The 23,660-nt window shown below is 59.2% G+C and carries 25 protein-coding genes and 1 tRNA gene; 20 read left to right on the top strand and 6 right to left on the bottom strand.

Annotated features, from left to right (window positions below):
- Positions 1-120: 120 nt before the first annotated feature.
- Positions 121-906 (bottom strand): DNA-binding transcriptional regulator KdgR, encoded by a 786-nt coding sequence (kdgR, locus tag GHN92_RS18280; protein WP_095018322.1) that lies wholly within the window; start codon positions 904-906, stop codon positions 121-123.
- 211 nt (positions 907-1,117) lie between these two features.
- Here kdgR and GHN92_RS18275 point away from each other — a divergent pair, with 211 nt between their 5' ends.
- The 6 genes from GHN92_RS18275 (at position 1,118) to uxuA (ending at position 8,526) form a co-directional block, all read left to right on the top strand.
- Positions 1,118-2,119 (top strand): sugar kinase, encoded by a 1,002-nt coding sequence (locus tag GHN92_RS18275; RefSeq protein ID WP_133144803.1) that lies wholly within the window; start codon positions 1,118-1,120, stop codon positions 2,117-2,119.
- Between the two features lie 4 nt (positions 2,120-2,123).
- Entirely contained in the window at positions 2,124-3,335 is a 1,212-nt protein-coding gene (gene manD, locus GHN92_RS18270; protein WP_095001487.1) for a D-mannonate dehydratase ManD, read from the top strand.
- A 76-nt stretch (positions 3,336-3,411) separates the two neighbouring features.
- Positions 3,412-4,440 carry a Zn-dependent oxidoreductase gene (locus GHN92_RS18265; RefSeq protein ID WP_095018323.1) on the top strand — a complete coding sequence of 343 codons (1,029 nt, stop codon included), beginning with the start codon at positions 3,412-3,414 and terminating at the stop codon, positions 4,438-4,440.
- 137 nt (positions 4,441-4,577) lie between these two features.
- Positions 4,578-5,870, top strand: coding sequence for an MFS transporter (locus GHN92_RS18260; protein WP_095001485.1), 1,293 nt, complete (start codon positions 4,578-4,580; stop codon positions 5,868-5,870).
- Between the two features lie 11 nt (positions 5,871-5,881).
- Complete coding sequence (locus tag GHN92_RS18255; protein WP_133144806.1) at positions 5,882-7,333, top strand: mannitol dehydrogenase family protein; 1,452 nt, start codon at positions 5,882-5,884, stop codon at positions 7,331-7,333.
- Positions 7,334-7,350: 17 nt separating this feature from the next.
- The gene (uxuA, locus tag GHN92_RS18250; RefSeq protein ID WP_095018325.1) at positions 7,351-8,526 is read left to right on the top strand and encodes a mannonate dehydratase; all 1,176 of its coding nucleotides are present in this window, start codon (positions 7,351-7,353) and stop codon (positions 8,524-8,526) included.
- An 87-nt stretch (positions 8,527-8,613) separates the two neighbouring features.
- Here the strand turns inward: uxuA and GHN92_RS18245 are convergent, their stop codons facing one another.
- Positions 8,614-9,501, bottom strand: coding sequence for an SDR family oxidoreductase (locus GHN92_RS18245; RefSeq protein WP_153327970.1), 888 nt, complete (start codon positions 9,499-9,501; stop codon positions 8,614-8,616).
- A 117-nt stretch (positions 9,502-9,618) separates the two neighbouring features.
- Between GHN92_RS18245 and GHN92_RS18240 the strand changes: the two genes are divergently transcribed.
- The gene (locus tag GHN92_RS18240) at positions 9,619-10,536 is read left to right on the top strand and encodes a LysR family transcriptional regulator (protein ID WP_133144808.1); all 918 of its coding nucleotides are present in this window, start codon (positions 9,619-9,621) and stop codon (positions 10,534-10,536) included.
- A gap of 122 nt (positions 10,537-10,658) precedes the next feature.
- Here GHN92_RS18240 and GHN92_RS18235 read toward each other — a convergent pair whose 3' ends face one another.
- Positions 10,659-11,111: an Lrp/AsnC family transcriptional regulator gene (locus GHN92_RS18235; protein ID WP_133144809.1), complete on the bottom strand. Its 453-nt coding sequence runs from the start codon at positions 11,109-11,111 to the stop codon at positions 10,659-10,661.
- A 170-nt stretch (positions 11,112-11,281) separates the two neighbouring features.
- Between GHN92_RS18235 and GHN92_RS18230 the strand changes: the two genes are divergently transcribed.
- The 3 genes from GHN92_RS18230 (at position 11,282) to GHN92_RS18220 (ending at position 12,964) form a co-directional block, all read left to right on the top strand.
- On the top strand, positions 11,282-11,899 hold the full coding sequence (locus GHN92_RS18230) for a LysE family translocator (protein ID WP_016779589.1): 618 nt from the start codon (positions 11,282-11,284) through the stop codon (positions 11,897-11,899).
- 29 nt (positions 11,900-11,928) lie between these two features.
- Positions 11,929-12,489: a DUF924 family protein gene (locus tag GHN92_RS18225; protein WP_095024018.1), complete on the top strand. Its 561-nt coding sequence runs from the start codon at positions 11,929-11,931 to the stop codon at positions 12,487-12,489.
- 91 nt (positions 12,490-12,580) lie between these two features.
- Entirely contained in the window at positions 12,581-12,964 is a 384-nt protein-coding gene (locus tag GHN92_RS18220; protein WP_153380735.1) for a cytochrome c family protein, read from the top strand.
- Here GHN92_RS18220 and GHN92_RS18215 read toward each other — a convergent pair whose 3' ends face one another.
- Complete coding sequence (locus GHN92_RS18215; RefSeq protein WP_095024016.1) at positions 12,965-13,294, bottom strand: hypothetical protein; 330 nt, start codon at positions 13,292-13,294, stop codon at positions 12,965-12,967.
- 139 nt (positions 13,295-13,433) lie between these two features.
- Between GHN92_RS18215 and GHN92_RS18210 the strand changes: the two genes are divergently transcribed.
- Entirely contained in the window at positions 13,434-13,811 is a 378-nt protein-coding gene (locus tag GHN92_RS18210) for a hypothetical protein (protein ID WP_133144810.1), read from the top strand.
- A 147-nt stretch (positions 13,812-13,958) separates the two neighbouring features.
- Here GHN92_RS18210 and GHN92_RS18205 read toward each other — a convergent pair.
- Positions 13,959-14,043, bottom strand: a tRNA-Leu gene (locus tag GHN92_RS18205).
- Between the two features lie 106 nt (positions 14,044-14,149).
- Between GHN92_RS18205 and queA the strand changes: the two genes are divergently transcribed.
- The 6 genes from queA (at position 14,150) to GHN92_RS18175 (ending at position 20,224) form a co-directional block, all read left to right on the top strand.
- Entirely contained in the window at positions 14,150-15,211 is a 1,062-nt protein-coding gene (gene queA / locus GHN92_RS18200) for a tRNA preQ1(34) S-adenosylmethionine ribosyltransferase-isomerase QueA (protein ID WP_095025428.1), read from the top strand.
- A gap of 11 nt (positions 15,212-15,222) precedes the next feature.
- Entirely contained in the window at positions 15,223-16,338 is a 1,116-nt protein-coding gene (gene tgt, locus GHN92_RS18195) for a tRNA guanosine(34) transglycosylase Tgt (protein WP_083369874.1), read from the top strand.
- A gap of 42 nt (positions 16,339-16,380) precedes the next feature.
- The gene (gene yajC, locus GHN92_RS18190; RefSeq protein WP_153380733.1) at positions 16,381-16,716 is read left to right on the top strand and encodes a preprotein translocase subunit YajC; all 336 of its coding nucleotides are present in this window, start codon (positions 16,381-16,383) and stop codon (positions 16,714-16,716) included.
- A 66-nt stretch (positions 16,717-16,782) separates the two neighbouring features.
- Positions 16,783-18,651: a protein translocase subunit SecD gene (secD, locus tag GHN92_RS18185; protein WP_153380731.1), complete on the top strand. Its 1,869-nt coding sequence runs from the start codon at positions 16,783-16,785 to the stop codon at positions 18,649-18,651.
- A gap of 9 nt (positions 18,652-18,660) precedes the next feature.
- Entirely contained in the window at positions 18,661-19,575 is a 915-nt protein-coding gene (gene secF, locus GHN92_RS18180) for a protein translocase subunit SecF (RefSeq protein ID WP_095001473.1), read from the top strand.
- Between the two features lie 121 nt (positions 19,576-19,696).
- Complete coding sequence (locus GHN92_RS18175; protein WP_095001472.1) at positions 19,697-20,224, top strand: glycine zipper 2TM domain-containing protein; 528 nt, start codon at positions 19,697-19,699, stop codon at positions 20,222-20,224.
- Positions 20,225-20,383: 159 nt separating this feature from the next.
- Here GHN92_RS18175 and suhB read toward each other — a convergent pair whose 3' ends face one another.
- Positions 20,384-21,199: an inositol-phosphate phosphatase gene (gene suhB / locus GHN92_RS18170; protein ID WP_016779599.1), complete on the bottom strand. Its 816-nt coding sequence runs from the start codon at positions 21,197-21,199 to the stop codon at positions 20,384-20,386.
- A gap of 144 nt (positions 21,200-21,343) precedes the next feature.
- Between suhB and trmJ the strand changes: the two genes are divergently transcribed.
- The 3 genes from trmJ (at position 21,344) to iscR (ending at position 23,636) form a co-directional block, all read left to right on the top strand.
- Positions 21,344-22,114, top strand: a complete 771-nt coding sequence (gene trmJ, locus GHN92_RS18165) for a tRNA (cytosine(32)/uridine(32)-2'-O)-methyltransferase TrmJ (protein ID WP_095018331.1) — start codon at positions 21,344-21,346, stop codon at positions 22,112-22,114.
- A gap of 2 nt (positions 22,115-22,116) precedes the next feature.
- Positions 22,117-22,893 carry a serine O-acetyltransferase gene (gene cysE / locus GHN92_RS18160; protein ID WP_095001471.1) on the top strand — a complete coding sequence of 259 codons (777 nt, stop codon included), beginning with the start codon at positions 22,117-22,119 and terminating at the stop codon, positions 22,891-22,893.
- A gap of 251 nt (positions 22,894-23,144) precedes the next feature.
- Entirely contained in the window at positions 23,145-23,636 is a 492-nt protein-coding gene (iscR, locus tag GHN92_RS18155; protein WP_003443378.1) for a Fe-S cluster assembly transcriptional regulator IscR, read from the top strand.
- The last annotated feature ends 24 nt before the right edge of the window (positions 23,637-23,660 follow it).

Genomic DNA, 23,660 nt, shown 5'->3' with positions numbered 1-23,660 from the left:
GTCCTTGCCGTTTTTTAAACGGCGGGCAGTTTATCGCATTCAAGGTGTTTATTGCAGTTGGGTTGTATTCGCGTTAGCGTAGGGGCTGCGCTTTACCACACAGCGCAACAGCCCCCTACTTTACCCTTGCGGATGCCAGCCCAACTGACTTGAAACCTGCTGCGAGGCTTCCATCAGTTGTTTGACGTAGTCCTGTTTCAGTTCCTCACGAAAGCGAAAGCACGGGAAGGATACGCTCATGCCGCCAATCACATGGCCGAAACGGTCGCGGATGGGGGCTGATAAACAACGCATGTTGTCTTCAAATTCTTCATGGTCTTCGCCATAACCCTGCTGGCGTACCACAGCCAGTTCCTGCAGGTATTCGTCGATGCTGGTGAGGGTGTTGGCGGTACGCCGCTCGAAGCTCTCTTCGCGCAAATGTGCCAGCAACTCATCCTCTTTCAGCCAGGCCATCAGCACCTTTCCGATGCCGGTGCAGTACAGCGGCGCCCGACGGCCGATACGCGAATACATGCGCAGGTTGTATTTGGAGTCGATCTTGTGCACGTAGACGATGCTGCCTTCGTCGAGGATGCCCAGGTGCACGGTTTCCCCGGTCAGTTCGTTGATCCGGCGCATCCCCGGCTCGGCTTCGCGCACGATATCCAGATGGGGCAGGGCCTGGGCACCCAGTTCGAACAACCGCACGCTCAGGCGGTAGCGGTCTTCAGCATCCTGAACCACATAACCACGGGCCTTGAGCGACTGCAAAAAGCGATAGACCGTGCTTTTTGACATATCCAGTTTTTGCGCGATTTCGGACACGCCACTCTCTTCCGGGTGCTCGGCCAGCGCTTCAAGCACGGCCATGGTGCGGCCGACTGCAGAGACCAGTTCATTGTTCTGGGTGGTGCTGTTGTCCATGAAGGCTCCAACGCAAATGAAAAAAACAAGGATATACCGTAGGGAAACGAAACGCTGTTTCATTTTTCTTGACGGTGCGGGGATTTTGATTAAACTCGCCCTCAAGCAATGAAATGAAACGCCGTTCCGAAAATAATAATCAGCTCGATGCAAGGACACGACCCGTGCCTGTATCGACGCCAAGCGACCCATAAAAACAAGGCGCGAAGTGATGACGGTAACCCTCGGGCATTGCCCACAGGCCGATTTGCCCCACCCCCGACGAGTCGCTCTGGTGGGCGAGTGCATGATTGAGATGCGCGGTCTGCCAGGAGCGCTTTTCAGCCAGACCTTTGGCGGCGATACGCTCAATGCAGCGGTCTATCTGTCACGTCTGGGGGCTGGCAACGGTATTGTTGCCGACTATGTAACCGCCATCGGCGCAGACGCTTTCAGCGTTGCCATGCGCCAGCTCTGGCGTGATGAGGGTGTCGGCGATCAGCATGTGCGAGTGATCAAGGACGCGCTGCCCGGTTTGTATTTCATCCAGACCGATGACCAGGGTGAGCGCCGCTTTGCCTACTGGCGCGGAGAAGCCGCCGCCCGACGGGTTTTCGACGGACCAGAAGCCGATGACGTACTGCGCGCCCTGGCCGACTACGACTATGTGTACCTGAGCGGCATCAGCCTGGCGATCCTCACCGCCGGCGGCCGCGAGCGCCTGATGCAGGCCCTGGGCCAAGCGCGCCAGAGCGGCACGCGCATTGTCTTTGACAACAACTACCGCCCACACCTGTGGCCAGATGCGTCTTCTGCACGCAAGGCGTACAGCGACATGCTGCGCCTGACCGATCTGGCGCTGATCACCTGGGAAGACGATGCTGCGTTGTTCGGCTATGCCGATCCCGAAGCCCTGTTTGGCGCCTATGCCCGGTTTGGTGTGGGCGAAGTGGCTCTCAAGCGTGGCCCGGCTTCGTGCCTTATCCAGTGCCCGATCGGGCGTTTCGAGGTGCCCGCCGAACAGGTGCGGCAGATCGTCGATACCACGGCGGCAGGTGACTCTTTCAGTGCTGCGTACCTTGCCTGCCGCTTGCAAGGCGGTGAGCCGCAACAGGCTGCGCGCTGGGGGCACACGCTGGCCGCAGAAGTGGTGCAGCATCCCGGCGCGCTGATTCCCGCAGCGGCCATGCCAAGCCTGAACATGCCTGTATTTTCTTCTGTCGCCGAGGCCTGAACCGATGAAAATTGTTGAAGCACGCGTGATTGTCACCTGTCCGGGTCGCAACCTGATCACCCTGAAAATCGTCACTGACGAGGGGGTCTACGGCATTGGCGATGCGACTTTGAACGGCCGCGAAATGGCGGTTGTCGCCTACCTCGAAGAACACGTGCTGCCCGCGTTGATCGGACGTGATGCGCGACGTATCGAAGACATCTGGCAGTACCTTTACCGCGGTGCCTACTGGCGTCGTGGCCCTGTGACCATGACCGCCATTGCCGCCGTTGACGTGGCACTGTGGGACATCAAGGCCAAGGCAGCCAACATGCCCCTGTACCAGCTGCTCGGCGGCAAAAGCCGCGAGCGGGTAATGGTGTACGGGCATGCCACGGGCAAGGACATCGAAGGCTGCCTGGCCGAAGTGGCCCGTCATGTGGAACTGGGCTACAAGGCGGTACGTGTGCAATGCGGCATTCCGGGCATTGCCACCACCTATGGCGTGGCCAAGCGCAGTGGCGAACGCTATGAACCGGCCGACAGCGACCTGCCAGCAGAGCATGTCTGGGACACCGCCAAGTACCTCAATCATGTACCCAAGCTGTTTGCCGCCGTGCGCGAGCGCTTTGGCGATGACCTGCACATCCTGCATGACGTTCACCACCGCCTGACACCGATCGAAGCGGGGCGCCTGGGCAAGGCTGTGGAGCCTTTCAACCTGTTCTGGCTGGAAGACTGCACCCCGGCAGAAAACCAGGAGGCATTTCGACTTATCCGCCAGCACACCACAACCCCGCTGGCGGTGGGTGAAGTGTTCAACTCTATTCACGACTGCCGCGAGCTGATTCAGGAACAACTGATCGACTATATCCGCGCCACCCTGGTTCACGCGGGCGGTATTACCCATGTACGGCGGATCGCCGACTTTGCCGCGTTGTACCAGGTGCGCACCGGCTTTCATGGCGCCACCGACCTGTCGCCGGTGACCATGGGCGCGGCGCTGCATTTCGATACCTGGGTGCCCAACTTCGGCATTCAGGAGCACATGCCCCACGACCCGCTGACTGATGACGTCTTCCCCCATGCCTATCGCTTTGAGGACGGCCATTTCACCCCGGGTGAAACCCCGGGCCATGGCGTCGACATCAACGAAGAACTGGCTGCCAGGTACCCCTACAAGCGCGCCAGCCTGCCGGTCAACCGCCTGGAAGATGGCACGCTCTGGCACTGGTAATACCGCTTAAAGCTGATTGCTCGACTGTTTAATAACTATAAAAAACGGGGCGTCATGTCCTGGCAGGAGTTACCCGATGAAAGCGTTTCAAGTAAGAGCTCCCTTTGAATTCGGCCTGGCCCAGGTCGATGTCCCGCAACTGTCTCGCAGTGAAGTCAGGGTCGACGTCGCCTATGCCGGAATCTGCGGTTCGGACCTGCACATCATTCACGGGCAAAACGCCTTTGTGCGCTTCCCTCGGATTACCGGCCATGAGTTTTCCGGAGTGGTCAGCGAAGTGGGTGCAGACGTTGCGCAGATCAAGGTCGGCGACCGTGTGTGCATCGACCCGGTGATCAGCTGCGGTACCTGCTACCCGTGCCGCATCAATCGGCCCAATGTGTGCACCCAACTGCAAGTGATCGGTGTGCACCGTGACGGTGGTTTCAGTGAGCAAGTCTGCGTGCCTGCGAGCAATGTTTATCGCCTGCCGGACACTATGTCGCTGAGCCATGCCGCGCTGGTGGAACCGTACTCCATTGCCCTTAACGTGCTGGATCGCATGCAGCCGCACCCCGGCGACAGCCTGCTGATCTACGGCGCCGGGGTGATCGGCCTGACCCTGGTGCAAATGGCCCGGGCATTGGGGCTGACCGACATTACCGTGACTGACGTGATTGACGAGCGCCTGCAAACCGCCCGCGCCCTGGGCGCCAGCCGCACCCTCAACGGCAAGGAGGTGGATGTCGAGGCGACGATGCGCGAGTTGACCCATGGCGAAGGCGTGCCACTGATTGTCGATGCTGCCTGCATCCCGGCGCTGATGCCGCAAATGGTGCGTATTGCCTCACCGGCCGGCCGTATCGGCCTGCTGGGTTTCAGCACCACGCCCACCGATCTGGTGCAGCTGGAAATGATCAAGAAAGAACTGACCCTGGTGGGATCGCGGCTCAACAACCGCAAGTTCGCGCGGGTGATTGAACTGATTGCCAGCGGCAAGTTGCAGGTTCAGGAAATGATCAGCCACCGCATCCAGTTCGATGAAATGCCGGAAGCGATTGCCCTGATCGAAAACCACCCCGAGCAGACCCGCAAGGTGCTGGTGCAACTCAACAGCGCCCTGTAGCCGTTCAGAAGCGCAGCCGCGCTGCGCTTCCGGCGGCTACAGGTCAGGCGTTACGGCTTTCGGCGTCAAGGATTCAACCGATACACGTGCCCCCAGCGGGCACCCTCACCGAATACAAAAACAAGCGGGAGGTTCCAATGTTTGGTCAAGGTCGTACCTTAGTCATCATCATGCTGTTCCTGGCAGGCGTTATTAACTACCTGGATCGCTCGGCATTGTCTGTGGCCGCCCCCTTCATCCAGAAAGACTACGGTCTGACCACGGGTGAGATGGGCATGATTTTCAGCAGTTTTTTCGTCGGCTATGCGGCATTCAACTTTATCGGCGGCTGGGCTGCTGACCGCTACGGGGCGAAAACCACACTGCTGCTGGCCATGGTGCTGTGGTCGTTGTTCAGCGGTCTGACGGTATTGACCGTCGGCTTTATGTCGCTGGTGTTTATCCGCATCCTGTTCGGCATGGGTGAAGGCCCGTTGAGCGTGACCACCAGCAAGATGGTCAACAACTGGTACACCCCCAAGCAACGGGCACGGGCGCTGGGTTCCTCCATGTCCGGCACCCCGTTGGGTGGGGCTATTTCCGGACCGGTAGTGGGCTTTATCGCCATCAGCTACGGCTGGAAGGTGTCGTTCATCATCATCATGCTGATTGGCCTGGTGTGGGCGGCGGTCTGGTACAAATTCGTCAAGGACAAGCCCACCGGCAAGGTTGCCGAAGAGATTGCGCAAGGCGAAGGCCAGAGCGAGATGGCGGCGCAGCCGGTGCACCCGCTGCGTTACTACCTCAAGCAGCCGACCGTGCTGTTCACCTCGCTGGCGTTCTTTTCGTACAACTACACACTGTTCTTCTTTCTGACCTGGTTCCCCAGCTACCTGACGATGGCCCACGGCCTCAACGTTAAAGAGATGAGTATCGCCACGGTCATTCCATGGTTGCTGGGCTTCCTCGGTTTGGCACTGGGCGGTTTCATTTCCGACTTCGTGTTCAAGAAAACCGGGCGGATGATGTTTTCACGCAAAGTGGTACTGGTGACCTGTCTGCTGGCCTGTGCCGTGTGCATCGGCCTTGCCGGGCTCGTCACCACCCTGTACCCGGCCGTGATTCTGGTGGCCCTGGCGGTGTTCTTTCTGTACCTCACCGGTGCCATTTACTGGGCAATCATCCAGGACACGGTACCTGCTGCCCGCGTCGGCGGAGTCAGTGGCTTCATGCATTTTCTGGCCAACACCTCGGGCATTATCGGTCCGACCCTGACCGGCTTCCTGGTGCAGTTCACCGGTTCGTTCACCAGCGCCTTCCTGTTGGCCGGTGTGCTGACCATCATCGGTGCAGTATGTGTAGCGCGCTATGTCAAACCACTGCCGGTGATCGATGAAGCCGTACCACCAGCAGGCAGCGTCTTGCCGGCTGCCGCCCTGAGCCATCCTTGAGGAGCCTGTCGATGCCTGTGATTCAACCAGTACCCGCAGTGGCCGCAGCAGCTGAAATCGGGATCGTGCATCTGGGCCTGGGGGCGTTTCATCGTGCTCACCAGGCGGTCTATCTGCAACGCCATCACAACCGTCACGGTGAGGGTCCGTGGGGCTTGTGCAGCGCCAACCTGCGTTCCAACCGGACCCTGGTAGAGCAGTTGCGCGAGCAGCAATGCCGTTACTCGGTGGCCGAGTATCGTGACCGCGAGCAGGTGACGTTGCGCGAGATCACGGTATTGCGTGAGGCCCTGTACGCCGGTGATGGCGGCGCGGAACTGGAGCAGCTGTTGCAGCGCATGGCCGATCCGCAGACACGGATTGTGACCCTGACGGTTACCGAAAAAGGTTATTGCCTGAGCCCGGCCACTGGCCAGTTACGCCTGCAAGACCCGGGTGTTATCCACGATCTTGCCCACCCGCAAGCACCACGTACGGCACCGGGGATTGTGCTGGAGGCCCTGCGCCGCCGGTTCCAGGCGGGTATCCCGGCCTTTACCGTACTGTGCTGCGACAACATGCCGGACAACGGCCAGCGCACCCGTCAGGCGGTCATGGGGTTGGCGGTTAAAGGCAGTGAGCTGGCGCTTTGGATCGGGCAGCACGTGGCATTCCCCGGTTGTATGGTCGACCGCATTGTTCCGGCCATGGATGCGCAAGCGTTCAGCGACCTGCAGCAGCTTGGCTGCCAGGACCCCGCGGCAGTGGTGTGTGAAAGCTTCAGCCAGTGGGTGATCGAGGATCACTTCCCCCAGGGGCGCCCGGACTGGGAGCTGGACGGCGTGCAGATGGTCGCGGATGTACGGCCGTTCGAGACCATGAAGCTGCGCATGCTCAACGGCAGCCATTCGCTGCTGGCCTATATCGGTTTGCTGGCGGGCCACGAGACGGTATTCGAGGCCATCAGCGATCCTGATTTGCTGTTGTTTATCCAGCGCTATATGGCCCAAGAGGCCGCACCGACGCTGGATATGCCGGCGCAGATCGACGTAACGAGTTATGGCCGTGACCTGTGCGCGCGGTTTGCCAATGACAGCCTGCAACACCGGTTGCGCCAGATCGCCATGGATGGTTCGCAAAAACTGCCGCAGCGCTGGCTCCAGGGTGCACAGGCACTGCTTGAAGCGGGGCGCGACGTTGACTGTATCGCGCTGGGGGTTGCAGCCTGGATTCACTACTGCACCCGGCCTTTGCCGGGCCGTGAAGCCCATGTGGTCGATGACCCGCTAAGCGCCACGTTTGCCGATCTGGCGGGCAGCCTTGACGGGGCACAGCGCGTCGATGCCTTTCTCGATCTGGAGCAGGTATTCCCGCTCGCGCTGTCGGCGCGGCCGGCCTTTCGCGATGCGGTGCAGCGCGCTTACAGCGCCATTGAGCAGGCCGGTATGACGGCTCAGCTAAAAACTTTTGCAGCACATAACTAACAAGAAGGGAGATAGACATGGAACAGACTTGGCGCTGGTTTGGCCCCCAGGATCCGATTTCACTGGCAGATGTGCGCCAGACCGGAGCCACCGGGATTGTCACTGCCTTGCACGACATCCCCAATGGCCAGGTATGGCCGGTGGCAGCGATTGCGGCACGCAAGCAGATGATCGAAGACGCTGGCCTGACCTGGTCGGTGGTGGAAAGCATCCCGGTGCACGAAGACATCAAGCGCGGCTGTGGTCGCCGTGACGAGTACATCGCCAACTATCAGCAAAGCGTGCGCAATCTGGCGAGTTGCGGCATCGATATCGTCTGCTACAACTTTATGCCGGTGCTGGACTGGACCCGCACCGACCTGGCCTGGGAGATGGATGACGGTGGCTGGGCCCTGCGTTTTGACCAGACCGCCTTTGCCGCATTTGACCTGTTTATCCTCCAGCGCCCGGAGGCGCAGGCCGAGTACAGTGCCGAGGATATCGCGCAAGCCAGGGCCTACTTTGAAAAGCTGACCCCTGAGCAGAATACCAGCCTGGTCAACACGCTGATTGCCGGTCTGCCTGGCGCAGAAGAGCACTACAGCCTGGAAGATTTCCGCGCCTTGCTGCGCACCTACGCCGAGATCGACGAGGCGAAGTTGCGTGAGCACCTGGGGCATTTCTTGCGTGAAGTGATTCCGGTCGCAGAGGAAGTGGGTGTGCGCATGGCCATCCACCCGGACGATCCGCCGCGGGCGTTGCTGGGCCTGCCGCGTATCCTGTCGACTGCCGCAGATGCGCAATGGTTGCTGGATGCCGCGCCAAGCCCGGCCAATGGCCTGACTTTTTGCACCGGGTCTTATGGCGTGCGTGAAGACAATGATCTGGTGGCGATGGCCAAACAGTTTGCGCCCTTCATCTACTTCACCCACCTGCGCTCGACCCGCCGCGAGGCCGATCCGCGCAGCTTCCACGAAGCCCATCACCTGGGAGGTGATGTGGACATGGTCGGGGTGATCGGTGCGCTGGTGGCCGAGGATCTGCGCCGTGAACGTGAGGGCGGCCCGCGCTTGCCGCTGCGCCCGGATCACGGTCATCAGTTGCTCGATGACCAGCACCGCAAGAGCAACCCGGGTTATTCGCTGATCGGTCGCCTCAAGGGCCTGGCCGAGATTCGCGGGGTGGAAATGGCGATGCGCCAGCAACTGGCGTGACACCGTTTGCCTTGCACAGCTGACCTGTAGCCACTGCCGCTGGCTGCGCGCCCCATCGCAGCCTGTGGCAGCGGCGACAGGGTTGAATCAATAGGCAAACATCTTGCGGTGCTTTTGCACAAAGTCTTCCCAGCGCACCGGCTGGCGCCCGGTGATCTGGCTGAAGTTGTCGAAGGTTTCTTCAACCCCGGGAATTTGCCCGGCGGCCATGCGCGTGAAGTTGTCCTGTACGCAGGTCATATAAGCCATTTCTGCACCTGCCGCGCGCATGTTCTGCACAAATACGTCCGGTGACTGTGCGTCATAACGAAATGGCTGGCCCAGCAGGCGGGTCATGATCGCGGCGATATCGCCATAGGACTGTACGTCGTAGCCCAGTCGATAGGTCTGACCTGCATGCTTTTGCGGGTGCAACAAAGCTTGTGCGGCCACCCGGGCCACATCTTCGCCGTCAACCCAGCTGAACCGCGTATCACCGGTGTACTGCTCGATCACTCCGTTGATGACTGCGCGGGTGCCATCGTAGCTGAGCAGGTTTTGCATAAAGCACTCGGGACGCAAATGGGTAAACGAGAAACCGGACCACTCGATATAACGTTCTACAAACTGGTGCCAGGCCCAGTGGCCGATGGTGGTGTCGTCCCGCCCGCAGGCGCCCAGATGCACCAAATGCTGCACGCCGGATTTTTTCGCCTGGTCGATGAATGCCTTGCTCTGGCGCAGCATGTCCACGGTGTAGCCGGTGACCAGCAGGGCGCGGTCGATACCCTCCAGCGCCGGGGCCAGGGTGTGTTCCTGGTCGAAATCCATGATCACGGTGCGAATGCCCTGTGCAGTAAATGGCTGGGCCTTGGCGTGGGAGCGCACGGCCGCGACCAGGGTAATGGTCTTGTCAGCCAGCAGGTTGCGCAGGGTGTCGCCGCCGATCTGGCCGGTGGCGCCGGTGATTAAAACGGTGGGTTTGTGCGAAGTCATAAATACGCCTGATGCTTGAGTAAGTTCGTGGTGTAAAAGCTTACTGGGGAATTGCTGGCGTATTTAGGATGCCTTTTATCTAATAAGATGAACTGAATTCACTAATGAGGGGCGTGCATGTTTGCTTCCGAGCGCCTGAAAGGTATCGATGTATTTGTCTGTGTCGCCGACTCGGGCAGCTTCAGGGCTGCTGCCGAGCGTTTGAACCTGACGGCCTCGGCGATCAGCAAGGGCATCGCCCGGCTGGAAGGCAGGCTTGGGGTGCGCTTGTTCCAGCGCACCACGCGGCGCTTGGCATTGACCGATGGCGGAGCGGCTTTTTACCGGACCTGTACCGGGGTTCTGGCCGAACTGGAGGAGGCCGAGCTGGCCATGCAGGCCGACAATGCCGAGCCGCAGGGCAGGATCCGCATTGACTTGCCGGCGGCCTTCGGGCGTTTGCAGGCGTTGCCGGTGATTTTGCAGTTTGTGCAAAAACACGCACTGCTGCTGCCGCATATTTCGTTCTCCGACCGCTTTATCGACCCGGTCGAAGAGGGCGTGGATATTGTCGTGCGGGTCGGTGGGGCGGATATCTGGCCAGCGGCGCTGGAGCATCGCTTTCTGGGGCGCGAGCGGCATGTGTTCTGTGCTGCGCCGGCTTATCTGAACATTCACGGCACGCCTGTGACCGACCGCGATCTGGCGCATCACCAGTGTGTGGCCTATGGGCGGGCCGACGGCACGGTCAGCCCCTGGAACTTCGCAGGCAGCCGCCCCGGAGAGATAGAGCGCCGGGTGATGCCCGCCAGGTACATCGTAGGAGATGGTGAAGGGCAAGTGATGACGGTGCTGGCGGGATGCGGCATCGCCCAACTGCCTACCTGGCTGATCAAGCAGCATCTGGCTGATGGTTCACTGGTGCAGGTGCTGCCGCATCTGGCGAGCGAGGGGCTGGCGATCAACCTGGTGTGGCCAAAAAGCCGCAAGGCCCTGCCCAAGGTCAGTGCTTTGCTTGATGCCCTGACCGTCGGGCTGATGCCGTTGGCGGATTAATTGGCGGGTTGCACTCGTCCTGTGGGAGCGGGCTTGCTCGCGATTGGATCACTGCGGTTTTACAGTGACAGCGCATCGTCTGCATCGCAGGCAAGCCAGCCCCCACATGTTTTTATGCCGCCTCACAACGGCAGCATCCGGTCCTGAATAACCCGCTTCATTACCAGCGTGGACGTCAGGCGTTGCACGTTGGGCAGTGAGGTCAGGCGCTCATCGTAGAGCTGCTGGAAGGCCGGCAGGTCGGCGGCGACCACATGCAGCAGGTAGTCCGGGTCACCAAACAGCCTTTGTGCGTCGACGATCTGCGAGGTCTCGATCACTGCCGCTTCAAAATCGGCAATCGCCTGACGGGTCACTTCGCGCAGGGTGACAAACACCATGGCGGAAAAGTTAAGTCCCAGCTCACTCGGCGCCAGCAGGGCGCGATAACCAAGGATCACCCCCGAGTCTTCCAGCGCCCGTACGCGCCGATGGCAGGGTGAGAGACTCAAACCCACCCGTTCTGCGAGTTCGGTGAGGGAAAGTCGGCCATCAGCTTGCAGCTGCGCAAGAATATTCCTGTCAATGCGATCCATATGGAAGAACCTTTCCCGTTTATGACTGTTGCTTAGGATAAACGAAAGATAATCCTGGCGGCATTTGCTTATTCTTCTTTTGCCCGCTGAGACCTTCCCTGAGAGCAGCGGCGCGGGTCTTGTGGCCCAACTCTCATCATCAAAGTTCCAGCGTAGAAAGGAAATGTCCCGTGACACTCAGCGTCCTGGCCGCGTTTTGGGCGGTATCGTTCTTGTTTATCATCACCCCCGGCGCAGACTGGGCCTATGCGATTTCCGCGGGCATGCGCGGGCGGCTGGTGACGCCAGCGGTGGCGGGTATGCTCTCGGGGCATTTGCTGGCTACGGTGATTGTGGCGGCAGGCGTGGGCGGGCTGGTGGCGCGCAATCCGATGATCCTCAGCGTGCTGACGGTTGCGGGGGCGCTGTATTTGCTCTGGCTGGGTGTGTGCATGCTCAGGGACCCCGCAACCCCCCAGTCCGGGCAGGGGCAGGCGTCTGATTCATGGTCGCGCTGGGCGTGGAAGGGGTTGTGTGTCAGCGGCCTCAATCCCAAGGTGCTGCTGTTGTTTCTGGCGCTTTTGCCGCAGTTCACCGACCCGCTGTCGAACTGGTCGATACCGACACAGATCATTGCCCTGGGCGGGCTGCATGCAGTCAGCTGCGCGCTGGTGTATCTGGCGGTGGGTTTCAGTGCCCACGCCGTGTTGCGCACCCGGCCAGGTGCTGCAAAGAATGTCAGCCGGGTATCGGGGGCGATAATGATCCTGATTGCGGTGGTGCTGCTGGCGGAGCAGGCCTACAGTTGAGGCTTGGCCAACAACCTGAGGAATAAACTGTGGCAGCGACCGGGAAGGATCAGCAAATAACACCGCAGGCGGTAATCGAGTTCTGGAAACAGGCTGGCCCCAGGCACTGGTTTGCCAAGGATGAAGCCTTCGATACCTTGTTTCGCGACACTTTCTACAGCGCTCATTTCCTGGCGGCCAGTCGCAAGTTGGAGCACTGGCTGGCGCAACCTGAAGGCGCCCTGGCGTTGCTGTTGCTGCTGGACCAGTACCCGCGCAATGCCTTTCGTGGAACCGCACATATGTTTGCCACCGACTCGCTGGCGCGCTTTTATGCCCGGGAGATGATCAATGGCGGTATGGACAAGGCGTTCGAGGCCGACTTGCGAGTGTTCTGTTATTTGCCGTTCGAGCATTCCGAAGACAGTGCCGACCAACAGCTGTCCCTGCAACTGCACCACAGTCTTGGGCCGCAAGCCAGCGTCTGGGCTGAAGAACACGCCGTGATCATCCAGCGTTTTGGGCGTTTCCCCCATCGCAATCATGTCCTGGGGCGCGATACCACCGTGGAGGAACGTACGTTTCTGGATGAAGGCGGGTTTGCCGGGTAAGCCCTGTCTTGACCACCAGCAAGGTGTAACCGCTGGCGGGCAGGCATAATTGCCGCCTGAGCCTGAACACCCTTACCTGATGGAGTGACCGATGAAGTACCCAGCCTTGTTGATCCTTAGCCTTTGTGCCGCGCTGTTGAGTCACGGCGCGATAGCTGCAGGGGATGCCGAAGCGGGGGGCAGGCTGTTCACCAAAACCTGTGGCAGCTGCCACAGCATCGGCGAAAACGCCCGCAATGGTTTTGGTCCGCAACTCAATGGTGTGATCGGACGGCTGGCCGGCACCAGCGAGGGCTACCAGTATTCCGACGCCATGAAAAACTCAGGTGTTGTATGGACGCGGGAAAAACTGGCGGCCTATATAGAAGCACCGAAAAAAGTGGTGAGCGGCACGCGGATGATCTTTTGGGGCATCAGCGATCAAGAGAAGATCGACAATCTGCTGGCCTATATCGAGTCCGTCCAGGGGCAGTGATTACTGCACGTCCTTGAGGTAATCCTTGAGCGTCAGCAGCGCCGGGTGCATTTGCTCCGGGGTCTGCGCATTGCTGAAACCGGCGGCCAGCTTTTGCAGTTCGCGGCCCATGACCGTTTGCGCGCCGCCCAGGGCGTCCAGCGCCAGTGCGACACAGCGCTCGATTTTATCCTGGATGGCGTCGATATCGCCCTTGCGCAGGTCAAAGGCAAAGACATCGCGTTGATAGTCGCTCATGGCCGGGTCGTCGCGCAAAATCGGGCTCGAACCTTCGGACTCGTACGCCAGCTTGAGTGCATAAAGGGCGACTGATTCCAGTGGCAATTCCATCGACAAGATCCTCTACGTTGATGCCGGGCGGCGATCATCGCTTTTCTGCTGGCGAAAAAAAAGGCCAAGGGGCAGCACAAGAGGCTTTCAGCATTTAGGTTGATGCGGTGATACCCTCCGGTTTTTTCAGGGAAGGAAGATGAACATGCGCAAGACAGCGTCAGCCCTGGTAGCTGCAATGGGCTTGCTCGCAGCGGGCGGAGCCGGGGCCTGGACCATGAAGGACGGCGTTATCCAGTTCAGTAACGGCGAAGTGTCTTATTGCGACGGCTGGGCACTTGATGCGGCCTCAATCATGTTGAGTCGACAGGAGGGCAGGCCCGTAGATTATGTCTACGATGCCTACCATGAGCCTTCAGACATCACCAGGAAGATGCGCGTGCTATTTGTGCGCGATGCCCAGGCATACCCGATAGAAGATACAGAAGAAAAAAAATGGGCTGCTGCAGAAAAGTTCAGCAACAAGGTGAAGGGGCAGTGCTTCAAATCCTATATCGAGCGCGTTCCGCAATCTTGAGCGCCATAACCTGTGGGTGATGGGGGTACGGGCTGAGGGCAAGCAGGTCAGCCCGGGCGGGACAAATCGCAGGCACAAAAAAACCGGCGCGGTGGCCGGTTTCTCTGTATATCCAGGGTGCATTGAGCGGCACCTTGAATCTATGTTTGGTGCCCCGAGGGAGAATCGAACTCCCACTTCTTTCGAAAACGGATTTTGAATCCGCCGCGTCTACCAATTCCGCCATCAGGGCTCAATGGCGGCGAAGTATAGAGATGAGGTTTAGGTCGGTCAACAACTTATTGGTCTATTTTTGCCAAGTCCGTTAAACTCCCCGGCCCTGCTAGACGAAACCTATCATGCGCGTTGCTGACTTTACTTTCGAACTCCCTGATTCGCTCATCGCACGCCATCCTTTGGCGGAGCGCCGCAACAGTCGCCTGCTGACCCTGGACGGGGAGAGCGGCGTACTGGCACATCGTCAATTCACTGATTTGCTTGAACATTTGCGTCCGGGCGATTTGATGGTGTTTAACAATACCCGGGTGATTCCGGCCCGTCTGTTTGGCCAGAAGGCCTCGGGCGGCAAGCTGGAAATTCTGGTTGAGCGGGTGCTCGACAGCCACCGCGTGCTGGCCCATGTGCGTTCCAGCAAGTCGCCAAAACCCGGGTCGAAGATCCTGATTGATGGCGGTGGCGAAGCCGAGATGCTGGCGCGTCACGATGCGCTGTTCGAGCTGGGCTTTGCCGAAGAGGTATTGCCGCTGCTGGACCGTGTCGGGCATATGCCATTGCCACCCTATATCGACCGCCCGGACGAAGGTTCGGACCGCGAGCGCTATCAAACGGTCTACGCCCAGCGCCTGGGTGCCGTCGCGGCGCCAACGGCAGGGCTGCACTTTGATGAGCCGCTGATGCAGGCCATCGCCGCCAAAGGCGTCGAGACGGCATTCGTGACCTTGCACGTGGGCGCGGGTACATTCCAGCCGGTGCGGGTCGAGCGTCTTGAAGATCACCATATGCACACCGAATGGCTCGAAGTGGGCCAGGATGTGGTCGATGCCGTGGCCGCATGCCGTGCCCGTGGCGGGCGGGTGATCGCCGTGGGTACCACCAGCGTGCGTTCGCTGGAAAGTGCCGCGCGCGATGGCGTGCTCAAGCCGTTCAGTGGCGATACCGATATCTTTATCTTCCCCGGTCGACCCTTTCATGTGGTCGACGCGCTGGTGACCAATTTCCATCTGCCGGAATCCACGCTGCTGATGCTGGTTTCGGCATTCGCCGGTTATCCCGAAACCATGGCGGCCTACAAGGCTGCGGTTGAACATGGGTACCGCTTCTTTAGTTACGGTGATGCAATGTTCATCACCCGCAATCCTGCGCCGACGGCTCCAGCCCCGGCCCCAGAGGATCAAGCATGAGCAACTGTCGTATGTCCTTCGAGCTGCTGGCCACTGATGGCAAGGCTCGTCGCGGTCGTTTGACCTTCCCCCGTGGTGTGGTTGAAACCCCAGCGTTCATGCCGGTCGGTACTTACGGTACGGTCAAGGGCATGCTGCCCCGCGATATCGAAGCGATCGGCGCGCAGATGATTTTGGGCAATACCTTCCACCTGTGGCTGCGCCCAGGCACTGAAGTCATCAAAAAACACGGCGACCTGCACGATTTCATGAAGTGGCAGGGCCCGATCCTGACCGACTCCGGCGGTTTCCAGGTGTTCAGCCTGGGCGCCATGCGCAAGATCAAGGAAGAAGGCGTGACCTTCGCTTCGCCGGTAGATGGTGCCAAGGTGTTCATGGGCCCCGAAGAGTCGATGCAGGTCCAGCGCGATCTGGGCTCTGACGTGGTGATGATTTTCGACGAATGCACCCCGTACCCGGCCGATGAAGACACTGCCCGTGTCTCCATGGAGCTGTCGTTGCGCTGGGCGCAGCGCTCCAAGAATGCCCATGGCGACAACACGGCGGCACTGTTCGGTATCGTTCAGGGCGGCATGCACCAGAACCTGCGCGAGCGCTCGCTCGAAGGCCTGAACAAGATCGGCTTCGACGGCCTGGCCATCGGCGGTTTGTCGGTCGGCGAGCCCAAGCACGAAATGATCAAGGTGCTGGATTACCTGCCGGCGATGATGCCTGCTGACAAACCTCGTTACCTTATGGGGGTTGGCAAGCCGGAAGATCTCGTTGAGGGTGTGCGCCGCGGTGTGGACATGTTCGATTGCGTGATGCCAACCCGCAATGCCCGCAATGGGCATCTGTTTATCGACACGGGTGTCATCAAGATCCGCAACGCGTTCCATCGCCATGATGATTCGCCGCTGGATCCGACCTGCGATTGCTACACCTGCCAGAACTTCTCCCGCGCTTATCTGCATCACCTGGACAAGTGCGGCGAAATGCTGGGTAGCATGCTCAATACCATCCATAATTTGCGCCACTATCAGGTGCTCATGGCTGGTTTGCGCGAGGCTATTCAACAGGGTACATTGGCCACCTTTGTCGACGCCTTCTATGCCAAGCGCGGGCTGCCTGTGCCGCCCTTGGACTGAGTTCCGGACCTTTAAGAAACAACATTGCAACTGGAGTGCTTAATGAGCTTTTTCATCTCTTCCGCTTTCGCGGACGCTGCTGCACCTGCTGCTGCCCCAATGGGTGGCGGTTTTGAATGGATCTTCCTGGTCGGCTTCCTGGTCATCTTCTACCTGATGATCTGGCGTCCACAGGCCAAGCGCGCTAAAGAGCAGAAAGCCCTGTTGGGTAACCTGCAAAAAGGCGACGAAATCGTGACCACTGGCGGTATCGCCGGCAAAATCGTCAAGGTTTCCGATGCTTTTGTTGTCATCGAAGTGTCTGACGCTGTCGAGCTGAAAATTCAGAAAGGCTCGGTTGCAGCCACGTTGCCTAAAGGCACGCTGAAAGCGATCTAAGTTTCAACTTTCAACAATCGACGGGGCGCGCAAGGCGCCCCGCGTTTTAAGCGGGCGGCGTGATTGATGCTGAACAAATACCCTCTGTGGAAATACATACTGATCCTGGCAGTGCTGGCGATCGGTTTTATTTATTCCGCTCCCAATCTGTACCCTGATGATCCGGCCATTCAAGTGTCGGGTGCGAGCACGGCCCTGCAGGTCACTCAAGCTGATCTGGATCGCGCAAGCAAGGCGCTGACGGATGCAGGCATTGAAGTCAAGGGTGCTTCCCTGGCCCAGAACGGCAAAGCTGGTTTGCTGCGCCTGGTCAAGAAAGACGACCAGTTGCCAGCCAAGGATGTTGTACGCAAGGCTCTGGGTGACGATTATGTCGTAGCGCTCAACCTGGCACAGACCACGCCACAATGGTTGCGCAGTCTGGGTGCTCACCCGATGAAACTGGGTCTGGACTTGTCGGGCGGTGTGCACTTCCTGCTGGAAGTGGACATGGACAAAGCTGTCGATGCACGCATGAAAGTGTACGAGAGCGATGTCAAAAGCCTGCTGCGTAAAGAAAAAGTGCGTTATCGCAGCCTGCCGCAACTCAACGGTGCCATTCAGTTGGGCTTCACTGATGAAGCTGTCCGTGAGCAAGCGCGTAGCCTGATCCGTAAAAGCTTCAATGATTTCGACATTACCGCTGCAGACCTGAACGGTCAGCCGGTTCTGCGTCTGGCGATGACCCCGGCCAAGCTGGCGGAAATCCGTGAATATTCCATCAAGCAAAACCTGACAACCGTCCGTAACCGGGTCAACGAGTTGGGTGTTGCCGAGCCTCTGGTTCAGCGTCAGGGTGCCAACCGCATCGTGGTTGAGCTGCCGGGCGTGCAAGACACCGCCGAAGCCAAGCGTATCCTGGGCAAGACGGCCAACCTTGAGTTCCGTCTGGCGGCCGAGCCGGGCGCTTCCAAAGCGACGTCCGAAACTTTCGAGTTCCGTGAAGGTAACCGTCCTGGCGCGCAAATCGAGCGTGGTCTGATCATCACCGGTGACCAGGTAACCGATGCTCAGGCAGGCTTTGACGAGCACGGCCGGCCACAAGTGAACATCAAGCTTGATGGTCACGGTGGCGAGCTGATGAGTCGTTCGACGCGCAGCAACGTTGGTCGCAGCATGGCGGTAATCTTCATCGAGCAGAAGCCGGTGACGACTTACACCAAGCAAGTGGTTGAGGGTGTCGAGAAGGACGTACCGGTTCAGTCGTTCAAAGAAGAGAAGAAGATCATCAGCCTGGCGACCATCCAGTCGCCGCTGGGCAGTCAGTTCCGGATTACCGGTCTGAATGGCCAGGGTGAGGCTTCCGAGCTGGCGCTGCTGTTGCGTGCCGGTGGTCTGGCTGCGCCAATGTACTTCGCTGAAGAGCGCACCATTGGCCCGAGCCTGGGTGCTGACAACATTACCAAGGGTGTCGATGCATCGCTGTGGGGCATGTTGTTCGTGTCGATCTTCATCATCGCCATCTACCGTTTCTTCGGTGTGATCGCGACGGTGGCACTGGCGGGCAACATGGTCTTGCTGCTGGCGCTGATGTCGGTGCTGGGTGCAACCCTGACCCTGCCGGGCATTGCCGGTATCGTGTTGACGATGGGTATGGCGGTCGATGCCAACGTACTGATCTTCTCGCGTATACGTGAAGAGCTGGCCAATGGCATGACACCGCAGCGGGCGATCAACGAAGGTTTCAACCGTGCCTTTACCGCCATCGTTGACTCCAACCTGACAACCCTGCTGGTCGGCGGGATCCTCTTCGCCATGGGTACCGGGCCGGTTAAAGGCTTCGCGGTGACCATGTCGCTGGGTATCTTTACCTCGATGTTCACGGCCATTATGGTCACCCGCGCACTGGTCAACCTGGTGTATGGCGGTCGGGACTTCAAGAAGTTGTGGATTTAAGGGGCTGCCATGTTACGTACAATCAACTTCATGGGCGTTCGCAACGTAGCGTTCGGCGTCACTGTACTGCTTACCGTGCTGGCCTTGTTCAGCATGTTCCACAAGGGCATGAACTACGGCCTGGACTTCACCGGCGGTACGCTTATCGAGCTGACCTACGAGAAGCCGGCTGATCTGACCAAGGTGCGTAACGAACTGGTTTCGGCCGGCTTCCACGATGCCGTGGTGCAGAGCTTTGGTGCTACCACCGACTTGCTGGTGCGTATGCCCGGCGATGATCCGTTGCTGGGTAACAAGGTAGCGGCTGCGCTGGGTCAGGCAGATACCAGCAACCCGGCGGTGATCAAGCGCGTCGAGTTCGTTGGCCCACAGGTGGGTGAAGAGCTGCGCGACCAGGGCGGCCTCGGCATGCTGATGGCGCTGGGCGGCATCATGCTTTACCTGGCCTTCCGCTTTCAGTGGAAGTTCGCTGTCGGCGCGATCGTGTCCCTGGTTCACGACGTGATCGTGACCATGGGCGTGCTGTCGTGGTTCCAGATCACCTTCGACCTGACGGTATTGGCGGCGGTGCTGGCGATCATCGGTTACTCGCTCAACGACACCATTGTGGTATTTGACCGGGTGCGCGAGAACTTCCGGGTTCTGCGCAAGGCCAGCCTGATCGACAACATCAACATCTCGACCACGCAAACCTTGCTGCGCACCATGGCGACATCGATCTCCACCTTGCTGGCCATTGCCGCATTGCTGATTTTCGGTGGCGACAACCTGTGGGGCTTCTCGATTGCCCTGTTCGTGGGTGTTCTGGCGGGTACTTATTCGTCGATCTACATCGCCAACGTGGTGCTGATCTGGCTGAATCTCAGTGCAGAGGATCTGATCCCGCCTGCGGCGAGTGAGAAGGAAGTCGATGATCGTCCATAACCAATAGTTATCGACGACTGTCACCTAAAAGGCGCGAGTTATTGAACTCGCGCCTTTTTTTGTGCTCCAACTCCAGGATTGGTGTGGGACTGTTCCCACTTAAGATGGTCTGGAGGTTCACGTGAACAAGTCATTGCTGGTGGGTGCTGTACTGGGTGCTGTCGGTGTTACAGCCGGTGGTGCTTTTGCCACTTACAGCTTGGTGAAAGGCCCTGAGTCTGCGCAGGTGCTGGCCGTTGTGCCGGTCAACCAGCAGATCAAAACGCCGCGTGAGGTGTGCAAGGATGTGACTGTGACGCGTCAGGCGCCGGTCAAGGATCAGCATCAGATTGTCGGCAGCGTGATTGGTGCTGTCGCCGGCGGCTTGCTGGGTAATCAGGTGGGCGGCGGTAACGGCAAAAAGATCGCGACGGTTGCCGGTGCGGTGGGTGGCGGTTATGCCGGTAACAAGGTGCAGGAAGGCATGCAGGAGCGTGATACCTACACCACGACCCAGACGCGTTGCAACACGGTCAATGACATCAGCAGCAAGGTCGTCGGCTATGACGTGCGCTATTCGCTCAATGGCAAGGAAGGCAAGGTGCGTATGGATCACGAACCGGGCAATGAAATTGCCGTGGACAAGGAAGGCAAGCTGATCCTGAATTAAATTCTTGTGGGAGCGGGCTTGCTCGCGATGCGGGCGGCTCGGTCTGTCAGGCAAATCGCGGTGATGCTATCGCGGGCAAGCCCGCTCCCACGGGGTGGGGTAATTGCAAGGCCAAAAAAAAGCACCCCGAAGGGTGCTTTTTTTGTCTGCGGTATTCGCTTAGCGTTTCAGCGAGGTTGGCAGGTGAGGCTGGATTGCAGTCAGGACAGCTTTGAAGCACTTGGTGTTACCGGCAACGATATGACCTTTTTCAAGGAAATCGTGGCTACCGGTAAAGTCACTGACCAGGCCGCCTGCTTCTTGAATCAGCAGTGCGCCTGCAGCCATGTCCCACTCGGACAGACCCGACTCCCAGAATGCATCGAAACGACCTGCAGCCACGTAGGCCAGATCCAGGCTGGCAGCGCCTGCGCGACGGATGCCGGCAGTCTGGCCAACCAGGCTGCGGAACATGCCCAGGTAGTTGTCCAGGTTGTCCATCTGGTTGTCACGGAACGGGAACCCGGTACCCAGCAGGGCGCCTTCCAGGCTGGTACGACCGCTAACACGCAGGCGGCGACCGTTCAGTTGGGCGCCACGGCCACGGCTGGCGGTGAATTCTTCCTGGCGAACCGGGTCAAGAACCACTGCGTGCTCAAGGCGGCCGCGGTATTTGCAGGCGATGCTGACGGCGAAGTGTGGAACGCCGCGCAGGAAGTTGGTGGTGCCATCCAGTGGGTCAATGATCCACAGGTAGTCTTCACCTTCACCGCTGCCTGGGTGCATGCCGGTTTCTTCACCGAGGATGCCGTGCGTCGGGTAAGCCTTGCGCAGGGCGTCGATGATTTTCTGTTCAGCAGCACGATCGACTTCAGAGACGTAATCCTTGGCGTCTTTTTCGTCAACCTTGATGGTATCCAGGCGCTCGATGGAGCGGAAAATCAATTCACTGGCGCTGCGGGCGGCGCGCAGCGCGATATTCAGCATGGGCTGCATGGACGTTTCACCTAAGGTTGTTAAAGAAAGCCGAATATTCTATCAGAAAACTTTGGTAGATGAAGGTTTGCGTTAGCTTTCGTAGCTTATGACGTTTTGCTTAGGTAAGATTTGCTCCCTTTTGCTGGTCTGTGAGCGCTTCCTTTGCTGCCTAATATTCGTGTCGTTCTGGTCAATACCAGCCATCCCGGGAACATCGGCGGTGCTGCGCGTGCCATGAAAAACATGGGGTTGTCGCGGCTGGTTCTGGTTGAGCCGAGGGTGTTCCCGCACCATGAGGCCGACGCGCGCGCCTCGGGCGCCGGTGACATTCTGGAAAATGCACAGGTTGTCGCGACCCTTGAAGATGCCCTGGTGGGCTGCAATCTGGTGCTGGGTACCAGTGCCCGCGACCGTCGTATCCCCTGGCCGCTGCTGGATCCGCGCGAGTGCGGGCAGAAAGTGGTTGCAGAGGCGGCCCAGGGTGCGGAAATCGCGCTGGTGTTCGGTCGTGAAGACTCCGGTCTGACCAATGACGAGTTGCAGCGTTGTCACTTCCATGTGCATATCCCCTCTGATCCCGAATTCAGTTCCCTGAACCTCGGCGCGGCCGTGCAGGTGCTCAGCTACGAGATCCGCATGGCCTGGCTGGCGGCCCAGGGGCAGCCGAGCAAGATCGAGAAAGAAGAGGTGGCGTCCACCAAGAGTGGCGAGCTGGCCACCATGGATGAGCTGGAGCGCTTTTATGAGCATCTGGAGCAAACCCTGGTAGCTATCGAATTCATGGATCCGGAAAAGCCGCGCCACCTCATGGCGCGTCTGCGTCGGCTCTACGGTCGCAGTGCTGTCAGTCGTGCCGAGATGAATATTTTGCGTGGCATTCTCACCGAAACCCAAAAAGCAGCCCGTGGCGAGCTGCTCAAGCGCAAGGATTAATGATGTTCGAGCGTCTGCGTGAAGATATCCAAAGTGTGTTTCACCGTGATCCTGCAGCCCGTAATGCTTTTGAAGTGCTGACGTGCTACCCGGGGATGCATGCGATCTGGATTCACCGCTTGTCGGCGCTGTTGTGGCAGGCTGGCTGGAAGTGGCTGGCTCGTCTGGTGTCCAACTTCGGGCGCTGGCTGACCGGGATTGAAATTCACCCGGGGGCCAAGGTCGGGCGTCGTTTCTTTATTGATCACGGGATGGGTATCGTGATTGGTGAAACCGCCGAAATCGGGGATGACGTGACCCTGTATCAGGGTGTGACCCTGGGGGGGACGAGCTGGAACAAGGGCAAGCGCCACCCCACTCTGGAAAATGGTGTCGTGGTAGGGGCGGGCGCCAAGGTATTGGGGCCGTTCACTGTCGGGGCGGGGGCCAAGGTCGGTTCCAATGCGGTTGTGACCAAGGCTGTGCCGCCGGGCGCGACCGTAGTGGGTATTCCGGGGCGCATCATTATCAAGAATGACGATGAAACTGAGGCCAAGCGCAAGGCAATGGCTGAGAAAATCGGTTTTGACGCATACGGTGTCAGTGAAGATATGCCGGATCCGGTGGCGCGGGCCATTGGCCAGTTGCTGGATCATCTGCAGGCGGTCGATGGCAAGCTGGATGGTATGTGTGGCGCGCTCAAGGATTTGGGCAGTCCTTACTGTGCGAAAGAGCTGCCTGAGCTGCGCGAAGAAGACTTCGCCTGCGTCAAGGGCAAGGACGAAAGCACGGCGGTCTAGATTCTGGGTGCTGTGGGAGCGAGCCTGCTCGCGATGCTGGCGCTGCAGTCTTTGAGGCTGGTCGAGCTGCCGCCATCGCGAGCAAACCCGCTGCCACAAGATGTGTGTCATGTGCCATTACGCCGCAGACCCTGCTACAATGCGCGCGCTCTTTTGCGGGTAATCCCGACTAAAGTACTAGGTCTAATAGTTGACTTAAATAGTCGGGAATAGCATACTCGCTTCCATTCCGAATTCCGTGGTACCTGTCCATGAGACTGACTACAAAAGGCCGTTACGCCGTAACTGCAATGCTCGATTTGGCGTTGCACGCACAGCACGGGCCGGTGTCCCTGGCCGATATTTCCGAGCGCCAAGGCATCTCGCTTTCCTACCTTGAGCAACTGTTTGCCAAATTGCGCCGCAGCAGCCTGGTTTCCAGTGTGCGTGGCCCGGGTGGCGGCTATCAGCTGTCACGCGACATGCAGGGCATCCAGGTAGCTCAGGTGATCGATGCCGTGAACGAGTCCGTCGATGCCACGCGTTGCCAGGGCCTTGGCGACTGCCATGCCGGCGACACCTGCCTGACCCACCACCTGTGGTGCGACCTCAGCCTGCAAATACACGATTTTCTCAGCGGTATCAGCTTGGCTGACCTTGTCACTCGCCGTGAGGTACAAGAAGTAGCCCAGCGTCAGGATCAGCGCCGCTGTAATGGCAAAGCGCCGCACCTGGATAAGATCGAAGCGTCCGCCGTCGAGTGATTGCATAAAAACGACGGTGCGCCA

Origin of the sequence: Pseudomonas sp. FSL R10-2964 (genome assembly GCF_009600035.1) — a bacterium.
Lineage (GTDB): Bacteria > Pseudomonadota > Gammaproteobacteria > Pseudomonadales > Pseudomonadaceae > Aquipseudomonas > Aquipseudomonas bubulae.
Note: the sequence above shows the minus strand (reverse complement) of the source record. Positions and strands in the feature narration are given on the sequence as shown.